The 12,925-nt window shown below is 70.0% G+C and carries 9 protein-coding genes and 1 pseudogene; 1 reads left to right on the forward strand and 9 read right to left on the reverse strand.

Translation table 11 applies throughout. The annotated features are described in order from the left end of the window. Positions 1-36: 36 nt before the first annotated feature. The 6 genes from CK240_RS05900 to CK240_RS05925 form a co-directional block, all read right to left on the reverse strand. The gene (locus tag CK240_RS05900; RefSeq protein WP_095639409.1) at positions 37-1,011 is read right to left on the reverse strand and encodes a tripartite tricarboxylate transporter substrate-binding protein; all 975 of its coding nucleotides are present in this window, start codon (positions 1,009-1,011) and stop codon (positions 37-39) included. Between the two features lie 195 nt (positions 1,012-1,206). Continuing rightward, entirely contained in the window at positions 1,207-2,565 is a 1,359-nt protein-coding gene (locus tag CK240_RS05905) for a sigma-54-dependent transcriptional regulator (protein ID WP_095639410.1), read from the reverse strand. Continuing rightward, entirely contained in the window at positions 2,562-4,436 is a 1,875-nt protein-coding gene (locus tag CK240_RS05910; RefSeq protein WP_240517307.1) for a sensor histidine kinase, read from the reverse strand. Before CK240_RS05910 ends, CK240_RS05905 begins: the two co-directional genes overlap by 4 nt. 109 nt (positions 4,437-4,545) lie before the next feature. Next, positions 4,546-5,556 carry a phosphotransferase family protein gene (locus CK240_RS05915; RefSeq protein ID WP_095639412.1) on the reverse strand — a complete coding sequence of 337 codons (1,011 nt, stop codon included), beginning with the start codon at positions 5,554-5,556 and terminating at the stop codon, positions 4,546-4,548. Further along, positions 5,553-6,770: an acyl-CoA dehydrogenase family protein gene (locus tag CK240_RS05920; protein ID WP_095639413.1), complete on the reverse strand. Its 1,218-nt coding sequence runs from the start codon at positions 6,768-6,770 to the stop codon at positions 5,553-5,555. The genes CK240_RS05915 and CK240_RS05920 overlap by 4 nt, the downstream gene beginning before the upstream one ends. An 8-nt stretch (positions 6,771-6,778) precedes the next feature. Further along, positions 6,779-7,516 carry an SDR family NAD(P)-dependent oxidoreductase gene (locus CK240_RS05925; RefSeq protein ID WP_240517308.1) on the reverse strand — a complete coding sequence of 246 codons (738 nt, stop codon included), beginning with the start codon at positions 7,514-7,516 and terminating at the stop codon, positions 6,779-6,781. A gap of 504 nt (positions 7,517-8,020) precedes the next feature. On the opposite strand from CK240_RS05925, the gene CK240_RS05930 reads away from it, so the two are divergent. Then, complete coding sequence (locus CK240_RS05930; RefSeq protein ID WP_095639415.1) at positions 8,021-9,019, forward strand: glycosyltransferase family 2 protein; 999 nt, start codon at positions 8,021-8,023, stop codon at positions 9,017-9,019. A gap of 106 nt (positions 9,020-9,125) precedes the next feature. Here the strand turns inward: CK240_RS05930 and purF are convergent. The 3 genes and pseudogenes from purF to radA all read right to left on the reverse strand — a co-directional run. Further along, a pseudogene (purF, locus tag CK240_RS05935) lies at positions 9,126-10,574 on the reverse strand (amidophosphoribosyltransferase); the annotation flags it as partial. Between the two features lie 146 nt (positions 10,575-10,720). Continuing rightward, entirely contained in the window at positions 10,721-11,344 is a 624-nt protein-coding gene (locus CK240_RS05940) for a CvpA family protein (RefSeq protein ID WP_095639416.1), read from the reverse strand. A gap of 46 nt (positions 11,345-11,390) precedes the next feature. After that, entirely contained in the window at positions 11,391-12,755 is a 1,365-nt protein-coding gene (gene radA / locus CK240_RS05945; protein WP_095639417.1) for a DNA repair protein RadA, read from the reverse strand. Positions 12,756-12,925 lie beyond the last annotated feature (170 nt).

The raw sequence follows: 12,925 nt of genomic DNA on the forward strand, positions 1-12,925 counted from the left end.
GCGAAGGGCGGCGGGCGGTTCAGGTCAGATGGCGGATCAGTCCGCGTAAACCCCGGCGGCCTCGATGATCGGCTTCCAGCGCGCGATCTCGGTTTCCAGCTTGGTCTTCAGCGCCGCGGGCGTCACCTTCTCGGCCGGGACGGGGGCCGAGCCGAGCTCGGCCAGCTGCTTGACCACGCCTTCGTCCGCCAGCGCGACCTGCAGCGCCTTGGCCAGGCGCTCGTTGATCTCGGCGGGCGTCCCCTTGGGGGTATAGACGCCGTGCCAGACCGACAGCTCCATGTCGGGCAGGCCGCTTTCGATGGCGGTCGGAAGGTCGGGGAACAGGTCCAGGCGCTCGGGCGTGGTCACGGCATAGGCCTTGATCGTGCCGGCCTGCACCTGCTGGGTGGTGTTGGTGGTCTGGTCGCAGAGGATGTCCACCTGCCCGCCCAGAAGGTCGGTCATCGCGGGGCCGGTGCCCTTGTAGGGAACCGTGGTCAGCTGCGCGTCCAGCGAATGCATCAGCAGCATTCCGCAAAGCTGGCTGACCGCGCCGATGCCCGCGTTGGCCAGCGTCAGGTTTCCGGCATTCGCCTTCACGTAGTCGATGAAGCCGGCCATGTCCGCCGGCTCGAAGTCCTTGCGCGCCGTGATCATCATCGGCACGTCCACGACCTCGCCCACGTATTCGAAGTCGTTCAGCGGGTCATAGGGCAGGGTGCGGTACAGCGTGGCCGAGGTCGCCATGCCCATGTGGTGCAGCAGCATCGTGTAGCCGTCCGCCTCGGCCTTGGCGACGCGGTCGGCGCCCAGGGTGCCACCGGCGCCGGTCACGTTTTCCACGATGATCTGCTGGCCCAGGTCGGCCGACATGCGCTCGGCCAGAAGGCGGGCCACGGTGTCGGTCGGGCCACCGGCCGAGAAGGGGATGACCATGGTCATCGTGCGCGCGGGATAATCCTGCGCCAGGGCCGGCGCAGCCATGATCGTGACGGCGCAAAGAGCGCCGAACAGCTTGGAAACAGACATCTATCCTCCCAGATGCAACAAGAGCGGCGTTCTCTCCTCGGCGCCGCGCCTGTCGGAAACTTTCGCGCAGGCAGGCGGTCCCGGGCAAGCAAATCCACCAGACTGCCCCAGTTTATGGCAGCCCGCGGATCAGGATGGGTGGAGACGGTGACATGACGTCCGCAGGGATGGGGGGAAATCCACCCATCAGTCGGATCAGGCGTCGCGGTCCTCGGCCGGCTCGACAATCAGGCGGCGATCGAGGCCGTACTTCTGCATCTTCTCGTAAAGCGTCTTGCGAGAGATCCCGAGGGATTCGTAGACCGCCCGAAGCCGCCCGCCATGCGCGGCGATGGCGCCGGCGATCAGGCTGCGCTCGAAGGCCGCCACGCGGTCGGGCAGGCGGCCGGTCGCCGCCCCGCCGGGGTCGGCCTCCGGGTCGGTTTCCTCCAGCCCCAGCACGGTCCGCTCGGCAAGGTTGCGCAGCTCGCGCACGTTGCCGGGCCAGTCGCGGGCGGCGAGCCCGGCCAGAAGGGCGGGCGGAACCTCCCGCTCGGGCAGGCTGTGGCGGGCGGCGGCCTCGCGCATCAGTTGCAGGAACAGCAGCGGGATGTCCTCGCGCCGGGCGGCCAGCGGCGGCACGCGCAGGACGGCCACGTTCAGGCGCCAGAACAGGTCCTCGCGGAACTCTCCGCGCGCGACCAGTTCGGCCAGGTCCACCTTGCTGGTGGCGATGAAGCGCACGTCCAGCGGCACGGGATCGTTGGCCCCCAGCCGGGTGATGACCCGCTCCTGCAGCACCCGCAGCAGCTTGGCCTGCAGGTCGGGCGGCATCGAGCCGATCTCGTCCAGCAGCACCGTGCCGCCGCGGGCATGTTCGAACTTGCCATAGCGGGGCCGCAGCGCGCCCGGGAAGGCGCCCGCCTCGTGGCCGAACAGCTCGCTTTCGATCAGCGCCTGGGGCAGGGCGGCGCAGTTGATGGCGATGAACGGCAGGCCCGCGCGGGCCGAGATGTCGTGCAGCGCGCGCGCCACGACCTCTTTCCCCGCCCCGGTTGGCCCGATGATCAGCGCGTCGGCGTCGGACGCCCCGATCGCGCGCAGGCGATAGCGCAGGTCCACCATGACCTGCGTGCGGCCGGGAAGGCGGGCCTCGACATCGTCGCGCTTGCCCGCGACGGCCCGAAGCTGGCGGTTCTCCAGCACCAGCGCGCGGTGGTCGATGGCGCGCCGGATCACCGTCGCCAGTTCCTGCATCACGAAGGGCTTTTCGATGAAGTCATAGGCGCCCTTGCGGATCGCCTCGACCGCCAGCGGCACCTCGGCATGGCCGGTCACAAGGATGACCGGGACCTCGGGATCGACCTCGTGCAGCCGCTCCAGCAGCGTCATGCCGTCCATCCCGGGCATCCGGATGTCGCTGACCACGACCCCCGCGAAGCCGGGGCCCGCCAGGGCCAGCGCCTCCTCGCCGCCCGTCAGGGCCTCGACCTGGAAGCCTGCGAGCCGCAGCGCCTGCGCGGTCGAATGGCGCATCTGCGCGTCGTCGTCCACGAACAGCACGCGCGCGATCATGCCGCCCTCGCGATGGGCAGGCGGACGCAGAACTCGGCGCCGGGGGCGGCGTCGCGGCAGGCGATGGTGCCGCCGAAGTCGCGGACGATGTTGGCCGAGATCGACAGGCCGAGGCCAAGGCCCGCGCCCATGCCCTTTGTGGTGAAGAAGGGGTCGAAGATGCGGTCCGCGATCAGGGGCGGAACGCCCGGTCCCCGGTCTCGTACCCGCAGGATGACCCAGTCGCCCTCGGCCTGCGCCGACAGGGTGATGCGGCGGTCGGCCGCGCCCTCGACGGCATCGGCGGCGTTCGAGATGAGGTTCACCAGCACTTGCTGCAGCCGCGTCGGATTGGCCTTCAGCGGCGGCAGGCCCGGGGGCAGGTCAAGCTCCAGCACCGCGCCGCTGCCGGAAAGGCGGGTGGCGACGATGGTCCGGGTTTCAGGCAGCAGCGCGGCCAGGTCGACGGGCTCGAGCGGGTCCTCGGGCTGGCGGGCGGCGTTCCGCAGGTGCTTGCCGATGGCGGCCATGCGGTCCACCAGCGCCAGGATCGCCTGGATGTTCTCGCGCGCCTCGGTGTGGTCGCCGCGCTCGATCAGGATCGCGGCGCTGTCGGCATAGTTGCGGGCCGCGGCCAGCGGCTGGTTGATCTCGTGCGACAGGGACGCCGACATCTGCCCCAGCGCGGCAAGCTTGCCCACCTGCACGAGGCTGTCCTGCGCCGCCCGCAGCTCGGCTTCGGTCGCGCGGCGCTCGGCCACCTCCTGCCCCAGTTGGCGGTTCAGCAGCGCCAGTTCGGCGGTGCGTTCCTGCACGCGGCGTTCCAGTTCGGCATTGGCCTGCTGCTGCAGGGCGATGCGCTCGGCCGCGCGGGCGCGGCGTTGCAGCAGGATCAGCGCGCCCAGGGCGCCCGCGCCCAGAAGCAGCATGACGGTGAAGACCGCCAGCCGCGCCTCGGCCCGCATGGCGGCGCTGTCCAGCAGGACATGCACCGTCCAGCCCGCGCGGGGCATCTGCTGCGCGGCCGCGATATAGTCCCGCGCCTCGCCGTCTGTCGTGATGCGCAGCACGAGACTGCCGTGGTCCGCGCGCCGTTCCACCGGCAGGTCGGGCAGCGGTGCGTCGGCATAGCGGCGGGTCGCGAGGGTGCGGTCCACCCGCTGCGGGGTCGGCGCCTCGAAGCTGGCGTAAAGCCAGCGGGGTTCCGAGGACAGGAACACGCGCCCTTCGGGATCGGTGACAAAGGTGCGGAAATCGTCGCCGCGCCAGGATTGCTCGATCCGGTCCAGACCCACCTTGACCGCGATTACGCCCGCGATGCGCCCGGCAAAGTCGAACACGGGGGCCGAGAAGAAATAGCCCCGGATGCCCGAGGCCGTGCCGATCCCGTAGAAGCGGCCCGCGCCGCCCTGCATCGCCTCGGTGAAATAAGGGCGATAGCTGAAGTTGCGCCCGACGAAGCTGTTCGGGCCGTCCAGGTGGTTCGAGGCCGCGATCGTTTCCCCGTCCGGCCGGATCAGGTAGATGTCCGCCGCCCGCAGGGACGCGTTCTCGGTCGCGAGCCACTCGCTCGTCGCCTGCCGCAGTTCCGTGTCGTCGGGCTGCGAGACGAGCCGCCGGACCAGGTCCATCTCGGCCAGCAGTTGCGGGACCACCTCGTAGCGCGCGAGGTCGGCCTCGAGGCCGTTGGCGGTCAGCCGCAGCGCCGCCTCGGCCCGCGCCTGACCGGCGGACAGGTAGTGCCGCACCGCGATCCGATCGGCCGTCCAGAGCGCCAGCCCCAGCAGGGGCAGCAGCGCGGCCAGCAGCCATTGCCGTTTGCGCAGCCCCGGCCCTGACGGCGCTCGGGCCGGCAGGGCGTCAAGGGAGGAGGTGGCGATCTCGGCGGACAACGGCGATCCCTGCGTCAGCGTCGGGGCAATCTGCCAGTTGGCGCCGGGCAATTCAACTTCGCCGCCCGCCCGCCGGGCTGACGCGGCTGCCCTGCCGGAGAGCGGGCGGTCAGCCTGCGGGTGGCCTTTCCCCCAGAACCTCCCATGCCCGCTGTGCGAAGCGGCCCGCCAGCGGGGCATAGCGGGCAGCCTCGGGGTCTGCGGCCGTGCCCTGGGCCGCGCGGTCCGCGATGCCCACGAAGATCACCGCAAAGCGGAACAGCGCAAAGGCGATGTGGAACGGCTGCGGAGGAGGAACCTCGGGATAGACCTCGCGGTAGGCGGCGAAGAACTCGGCCTCGGTCGGGATGCCCTCGGTCTCGGCGCCCAGGATGCCGCCGTATTCCTCGGGGCTGGTGTGGAAGGGCATGGCCGCGAAGCCGAGGTCGGCAAGCGGGTGGCCGATGGTGGACAGTTCCCAGTCCAGCACCGCGATCACGCGCGGCTCGGTCGGGTGGATCAGCATGTTGCCCAGCCGGAAGTCGCCATGCGCGATCGAGGACAGCCCGTCGTCGGGGGGCTGCAACTCGGCCAGCCGCTCCGACAGCGCCAGCAGCACCTTGTCATCGGCGAAGGAGGACGCCTTGAGCTGGCTGGTCCAGCGGTGAATCTGGCGGGCGAAATAGTCGCCGGGGCGGCCGAAGTCCGCCAGGCCGATCTCGTCGGGCCGGACCCGGTGCATCTTTGCAAGGGTGCGGACCATCGACAGGTAGATCTCGCGCCGTTCCGGGGGCGAAAGCTCCGGCAGTCGGCAGTCCGAGAAGACCCGGCCCTCGACGAAGTCCATCAGGTAGAAGGGCGTCCCGAGCAGGTCCGGGTCCTCGTGGAACAGCAGGGCGCGGGGCACCGGCACGTCGGTATCCTGCAGGGCCCGCATCACCCGGAACTCGCGGTCGATGGCATGGGCGCCTTTCAGGATCTCGCCCGCGGGCTGCTTGCGCAGCACCATGCGGCGGGTGCCGTGATCGACGATGAAGGTCGGGTTCGACTGCCCGCCGCCGATGCGCGTCAGGCGTGTCTCGCCCGGCCCGAAATGCTCGGACAGGAAGGGGTTCAGACGCTCGGGCGTGACCTCGTTCATGCCTTTTCTCCCTCGACCGGCCAGGACCAGAAGTCCCGGCCCTCGGCTTCCAGGTTGCGGCTGAGGACCATCTTGTGGACCTCGTCGGCGCCATCGACCAGCCGCGCCTGCCGGGCGTAGCGGTAGATCCATTCCAGCGGCGTGTCCTTGGAATAGCCGCGTGCGCCGTTGATCTGGATGGCGGTGTCGGCGGCCTTGTGCAGCAGGTTCGCCACATGGACCTTGGCCATGGACACCTCCTTGCGGGCATAGCTGCCCTGATCCAGCGCCCAGGCGGCCTTCATCACCAGCAGGCGCCCGACCTCGATCTGCATGGCAAGGTCGCCCAGCATGATGCGGATGCTTTCGCGGTTGGACAGCCGTTCCCCGAAGGCGAAGCGCTCATGGGCATAGGTGGTGGCGATCTCGACGCAGCGCTTGGACAGCCCCAGCCACCTCATGCAGTGGGTCAGCCGCGCGGGGCCCAGCCGCATCTGCGTCAGCTTCAGCCCGTCGCCCTCGTTCAGCAGCAGGTCCGAGGCCGGGATCTCCATGTCCTCGAAGACCAGCTCGCAATGGCCGCCGTGTTCCTCGGGGCCCATGATCGGGATGCGCCGCTCGATCCGCCAGCCGGGCGTGTCGCGGTGGAACAGGAAGGCGCTGAGGCCCTTGCGCGGGTCGTCCGAGGTCCGCGCGATCAGGATGAAATGCGCCGCGTCCTCGGCCCCGGTGATGAACCACTTGCGACCGCGGATGCGGTAGCTGTCGCCGTGCCGCGTCGCCGTGGTCAGCATCATGCCGCCGGGGTCCGAGCCCGAGCCGGGATGCGGTTCCGTCATCACGAAGGCCGAGCGGACGCGGCCTTCCACGATGGGCTTCAGCCAGCGTTCCTTCTGTTCCGGGGTTGCGGCCTTTTCCAGCACCATCATGTTGCCGTCGTCGGGCGCGGCCGAGTTGAACACCACGGGCCCGAAGATCGAGCGGTTCATCTCCTCGTAGCAGACCGCCATGCCGACGCGGCCGAGGTCCTGTCCGCCGGTTTCCTGCTTGAGTTGCAGGCACCACAGCCCCTCGGCGCGGGCCTTGTCGCGCAGCGCCTCCAGCAGGTCGAGGCGGATGTTCTCGTGCGGGTCGTAGTTCGCACGGTCCTCCTCGACCGGCAGCAGCTCGTCCTGGACGAAGCGGGCGATGCGGCGGCGGAAATCCTCGATGCGCGGCGAGATGGTGAAATCCATGGACATCCTCAAAGGCTGGAACAAAGGTGGCCGCCATCGACGACGATGGACGAGCCGGTCATGTAGCGGGCCTCGTCCGAGCAGAGCAGCCGCAAGGGCGCGTCGAGGTCGGCAAGCTGCCCGAGCCTGCGCTGCGGGATGCGCCTGATCAATGCCTGTCCCGCCTCGGTCGCGAAGAAGTCGCGGTTCAGCGGCGTCTCGATATAGCCGGGGCAGAGGGCGTTCACGCGGATGCCGTAGCGCGCCCATTCCAGGGCAAGCGCCCGCGTCAGCTGCACCACGGCGGCCTTCGACGCGGTATAGGCCGCGACGTTGCCGGCCACGCGGAAGCCCAGGATCGAGGCCACGTTGACGATGGCCCCGCCGCCCGTGTCGCGCATCCGTCGCGCCGCCGCCTGCGCCACATGGAAGACGCCCTTGACGTTGGTGTCCAGCACGGCGCCGAACTCGGCCGGGTCGGTGTCGATGGCAGGGGTCGTCGCGGTGACGCCCGCGTTGTTCACCACCACGTCGATGCGCCCCTCGACTTGCGCGAAACCCGCCGCGACCGAACCCGGATCGGCCACGTCCATCGCCACCGCCAGCGCCGTCCCGCCTGCGTCGCGGATCGCCCCGACCTGATCGGCGATCTTGCCCTCGCTGCGGGCGGCGAGGATCACCCGCGCCCCATCCCTGGCCAGCACAGCCGCGAAATGCGCCCCAAGCCCGCTCGAGGCTCCGGTGACGAGAATGGTCTTCTGCGACATTGGCTTTCCTTCATCCGCGAGTCCCTGCATGTTGGCGCGGGCCTGCGGCAAACGCCACCCCGCGCGGGGCGCGGCCGGCAGTCGGCGGCGGCCAGCCCTTCAGGACAGAGAGACGCCTTCCCACCAGCGCCGGGGCGCGGCGCTCGAATCGGCATCCGGGCTGGTCCGCAAGCCGCATCCATCCTGCCGCCTGACGCGCCACGGACCGTTCTGACGGCGCCCCGGGAAAGCGGAACGCATGACGAGGACCACGCGCCAGGCGGCAGGGGCGATGCTTTCCCCCGGAGCGACCATCCACGATCTCGGCGACCGTGCCGGCCATGTTCGAGACGATCATCCAGCAGGTCGGTGGTGCAGGCGACGGCCGTCCCCGAGATGTCTGCGGATGCTGCCCCGCATCGGCCGGGGCAGGGCCGAGAGCACCCGCCTTGACCTCGCGCCCCGCCGGGCGCACATCGGCGGCCCGGCAGAAACCGCAGCTTAGCGAAGGCGACGTAACCGATCATGCAGGACCAGGTGCCGGCGAGGCACGCGCCGAACGACCCGGAACACGGCCCAGGGCCGCTCGGCCATGTCCTTGTGACGTCGATGCGGGACGAGGGCCCTTATGCGCTTGAGTTCGTGGCCCATCACCGGGCCGTCGGCTTCGATCGCATCTTCATCGCCTCGAACGATTGCCGCGACGGGACGGACCTGCTGCTGGACGCGCTGGACCGGACCGGCGCGATCACCCATTTCCGCAGCGCCGTCCGGCCCGGCGACGTGCCGCAGCACGCGGCCTATGCGGCCATGCGGAAGCGATACGGGCTGGACCGCGCCGACTGGCTGATGGTGCTTGATGCCGACGAGTTCCTGGACGTGACCACCGGCACCGGGCGCGTGCAGGATCTGACGGCCGCGGCGGGCGGGGGGGCGGACATCGTCATGCTGAACGCCCGGACCTTCGGAACGGCCGAAGAGCAGGAGTGGCGCCCCGGCCTTGTCACCGAGCAGTTCACCCGGCGCCTGCCCGAGCGCCACCGCGCGAACGGGCCGGTCAAGACGCTGGCCCGCGGGATCGGCCGTTTCCGCCACATCCACAACCACTCGGTGATGGGCTATGCGGGACCGGGCGACCTGACGGTGATGCGCGCCGACGGCTCGACCTTCGCCATTCCGCCGCGCGAGAAGATGTGGACACGGCTGCGGAACGTGCCGGTGGACGAGATCCGCCATGGCCTTGCGCATTACAACCATTACGCGGTGAAGTCGCTGGCCTCGTTCCTGCTGCGGCAGGACCGCGGACGCGGCGCGGCGCCCAAGGGCGAGGGCAACACCCGCCACACGGACCGGTATTTCGAACGCATCGCCAATGCCCGCATCCGCGACGACGGCTTCGCCACACGCCACGGGGCGGCGCTGCGGGCGGAATACGCGCGGCTGATGTCCATCCCGGAGGTCGCCGCTGCGCAGGCCGAGACCGAGCGCCGCTACGGGGCGCTGATCGAGGCCCTCGTGCTTTGACCTATTCGGCGGCGCGCGTCGCGCTGTTGGGCGTCAGCGTGTGGTCCACGGGCTGGTAGCCCGTCTGGTCTTCCTGCGCCTCGGCATCGCCCGACAGCGGATCGGGCTTCATGCGGAAGCCGCGCTCGAGCTGGTCGAAGGGCGCGACCGGGTAATCGCCCGAGAAGCAGGCATCGCAATACTGCGGGCACGAGGCGTTGCGCCCCTGCGCCTCGCCCACGGCGCGGTAAAGCCCGTCCAGCGAGACGAAGGCGAGGCTGTCCACGCCGATCCAGTCGCGCATCTCCTCGGGCGACATGTTCGCGGCCAGCAGCTTGTCGCGGTCGGGCGTGTCCACGCCGTAGAAGCAGGGCCAGGCGGTCGGCGGCGAGGCGATGCGGAAATGCACCTCGGCCGCCCCCGCGTCGAGGATCATGTCCTTGATCTTGCGGCTGGTCGTTCCGCGCACGACGGAATCGTCCACCAGCACGATGCGCTTGCCCTTCACCAGCGCGCGGTTGACGTTCAGCTTCAGCCGGACGCCCATGTTGCGGATCTGCTCGGTCGGCTCGATGAAGGTGCGGCCCATGTACTGGTTGCGGATGATCCCCATGCCGAAGGGGATGCCGCTTTCGCGCGCATAGCCGATGGCGGCGGGGGTGCCGCTGTCGGGGACGGGGCAGACGAGATCCGCGTCCACCGGCGCCTCGCGCGCCAGTTCCACGCCGATCTGGCTGCGGGTTTCATAAACCGAGCGGCCGCCGATGATGGAATCGGGTCGGCTGAAATAGACATGCTCGAAGATGCAGAAGCGCCCCGTGGCCGGGCCGAAGGGACGCGAGCTTTCGACTTGGCCCTTCGAGATGACCACCATCTCGCCCGGCTCGATCTCGCGCACGAACTCGGCGCCGATGATGTCCAGCGCGCAGGTTTCGGACGCCAGCGCATAGCCGTCGCCGGCCAGCTTGCCCAGCACCAGCGGGCGCACGCCCAGGGGGTCGCGCACGCCGATCAGCTTGGTGCGCGTCATGGCGATGACCGAAAAGGCGCCCTCGACCCGGCGCAGCGCGTCCTTCATCCGTTCCGGGATGTTGCGCTGGATGGAACGCGCCATGAGGTGGATGATGCATTCCGAGTCCGAGCCGGACTGGAAGATCGAGCCGCGCTCGATCAGTTCGCGGCGCAGGGCGACGGCATTGGTGATGTTGCCGTTATGGGCGATGGCGCAGCCGCCCATGGCGAATTCGCCGAAAAAGGGCTGGACGTCCCGGATCGCCGGGCCCTTGGCGCCTGCCGTCGAGTAGCGGACATGGCCGATGGCAAGGTCGCCCGGCAGCGTCTCCATCAGGGACGCCTTGGTGAAGTTGTCGCGGACATAGCCGAAGCGATGGGCGCTGTTGAAGCCGGTCTCGGGGTCGAAGGCGACGATGCCGCCGGCTTCCTGTCCCCGGTGCTGCAGGGCATGCAGGCCGAGGGCCACGAAGTTCGCCGCATCGGCCATGCCGATGACGCCGAAGACGCCGCATTCCTCGTGCAGCCGGTCGCTGTCGAAGGGGTCCGCAAGAAAGGGCTGCATCGCGTCGGCCTGTGGCTGTCGGAAGGGAAACGAGATCGCTCAGGAGGGCAGGCGCGGCCCGACTCGGGCCGCCGCCGAGGCGTTATGTAGGGGGACGGGCAGGGAAAGTCACGCCCGCGCCACGCAATTCTGCCCTGCGTCGCAGGTCAGGTCCCGCTGGTGGCCTGGGCTGGGGCGGGAGCCGAGGGGGGGGCCGAGGGCGTGACCGTCGCGCCGGTCGGGCTGCAGTCGCGGACCAGCTGCTCGAACCGGGCGGCCAGCCAGCCGGGTGCATCCTGCGGGATCTGCTGGTTCAGCCGCCCGCTCATCTGCTGGAAGACCTGCGCCGACCGCGACTGGTCCACCATGGCCACGCGCTGCGTCGTCATCACGCGGTCGTAGACGATAAGGGCGATCACGACCAGCAGGATGCCGCGCGCGACCCCGAACAGGAAGCCCATGCCCTGGTCCACGCCGCCCAGCGCCGACCGCTGCACGACCGACGAGAACAGCGGTGTCAGGATGGAGAACAGGACCAGCGCCAGGGCGAAGACCACGGCAAAGCCCGCGATCATGCCCAGTTCGCAGTTGTCGGCGATGATGCTGTCCAGATAGGGGACCTGCGCGATCAGCGGCCGCATGGCGGCGGCGAAGATGAAGGCCAGCACGGCCGCGCCGATCCAGCCCAGGATCGCCAGCGATTCGCGCACGAAGCCGCGCGAATAGGCCAGGATGGCCGACAGGATGATGACGGCAGCCACGATGCCGTCGATCAGGGTGAAACCGTCCATTTCTACCGCCCTCTGTGCGGGCCTTGGCCCGGCATGCTTGGGGCGGTCATCCGGCTCCGAATGTCTCGCCCGTGAAACTGGTCAGATCGGCGACCCGCGCAAGGCTCATGCCGCCGCCGCCCTCGACCTTCTGGACCTCGGGCAGGATGGCCCGGGAAAAACCAAGTTTCTGCGCCTCTTTCAACCTGTTTTCCGCCTGCGCGACAGGGCGCAGCGCCCCAGACAGGCTCACCTCGCCGAAAAACACCGTTTCGGCGGGCAGGGCGTGGTCCTCGCGGGCGCTGAGAAGCGCCGCCGCGACGGCCAGGTCGGCGGCGGGTTCGGCGACCCGCATGCCCCCGGCAACGTTCAGGAAGACGTCCAGCCCGGCGAAGGGGATGCCGCAGCGCGCCTCCAGCACGGCGAGGATGGTCGAGACGCGGCCGCCGTCCAGCCCCACAACCGTGCGGCGCGGCGCGGCCAGCGTCGAGGGCGCGACCAGCGCCTGAATTTCCGTCAGCACGGGACGCGTGCCCTCGATCCCCGCGAAGACCGCGCTGCCGGGCACGGGCTCGCCCCGTTCGGACAGGAACAGGGCCGAGGGGTTGGCGACCTCGGACAGGCCGCCGCCGGTCATTTCGAAGACGCCGATCTCGCCCGAAGGGCCGAAGCGGTTCTTGACGGCGCGCAGGATGCGGAACTGGTGGCCACGCTCGCCCTCGAAGTAAAGCACGGTGTCCACCATGTGCTCGACCACGCGGGGACCGGCGATCTGGCCTTCCTTGGTGACATGGCCGACAAGGATCACCGCGACCCCGGACCGCTTGGCGAAGGTGACGAGTTCATGCGCGGCGGAACGGACCTGCCCCACGCTGCCGGGCGCGGCGTCCACGGTGTCGGACCACAAGGTCTGGATCGAGTCGATCACGGCCACGTCGGGGCGTTCGGCGTCCAGCGTCGTCAGGATGTCGCGCAGGGCGGTTTCCGTGCCCAGCCGCACGGGGGCATCCGACAGCCCCAGCCGCTGCGCCCGCATCCGAAGCTGCGCGCCCGCTTCCTCGCCGCTGATGTAGACGGCGGCGGTGCCGCGGCGCGCGAAGGCCGCGGCCGCCTGCAGCATCAGCGTGGACTTGCCGATGCCCGGATCGCCGCCGACCAGGATGGCGCTGCCGGGCACCAGCCCGCCGCCCAGCACGCGGTCCAGTTCCTCGATGCCGGAAGGCGCACGGGCGGGCGGCGGCTCGGTCGAGGACAGCCCGCTCAGCGGGATCGCGCGGCCGCGCTGGGCCCCGAGGCCCCGGCCGGGTCCCTGGCTGAGCGGGGCTTCCTCGACGATGGTGTTCCACTCGCCGCAAGCCTCGCAGCGGCCGGACCACTTGCGATGGGACGCACCGCAGGCGGTGCAGGTGAAGGAGGTGACGGGTTTGGCCATGCCCGCTTGTGGCAGAGGTTCGGGGGCAGGGGCAAGACGCGGGGCGCTGCCCATGAATGGCGCCCCCCGCCCCATCCATCCCGGGATACTTGAGGACAGAAGATGAAGCGCGGCGTCCCGCCACGCTCACGCCCTTGTCGCCTTGCATCGCGGACGCGCTGCGGCCAGTT

Source organism: Paracoccus salipaludis, from assembly GCF_002287065.1.
Classification (GTDB): domain Bacteria; phylum Pseudomonadota; class Alphaproteobacteria; order Rhodobacterales; family Rhodobacteraceae; genus Paracoccus; species Paracoccus salipaludis.

Excerpts from the sequence above, each read along its gene's own strand:
- CK240_RS05920 (WP_095639413.1), bottom strand. The coding sequence starts at position 6,770 with ATGGATTTCACCATCTCGCCGCGCATCGAGGATTTCCGCCGCCGCATC.
- CK240_RS05905 (WP_095639410.1), bottom strand. The coding sequence starts at position 2,565 with ATGATCGCGCGCGTGCTGTTCGTGGACGACGACGCGCAGATGCGCCAT.
- CK240_RS05940 (WP_095639416.1), bottom strand. The coding sequence starts at position 11,344 with ATGGACGGTTTCACCCTGATCGACGGCATCGTGGCTGCCGTCATCATC.
- CK240_RS05925 (WP_240517308.1), bottom strand. The coding sequence starts at position 7,516 with ATGTCGCAGAAGACCATTCTCGTCACCGGAGCCTCGAGCGGGCTTGGG.
- radA (WP_095639417.1), bottom strand. The coding sequence starts at position 12,755 with ATGGCCAAACCCGTCACCTCCTTCACCTGCACCGCCTGCGGTGCGTCC.
- CK240_RS05915 (WP_095639412.1), bottom strand. The coding sequence starts at position 5,556 with ATGAACGAGGTCACGCCCGAGCGTCTGAACCCCTTCCTGTCCGAGCAT.
- CK240_RS05930 (WP_095639415.1), top strand. The coding sequence starts at position 8,021 with ATGCAGGACCAGGTGCCGGCGAGGCACGCGCCGAACGACCCGGAACAC.
- CK240_RS05900 (WP_095639409.1), bottom strand. The coding sequence starts at position 1,011 with ATGTCTGTTTCCAAGCTGTTCGGCGCTCTTTGCGCCGTCACGATCATG.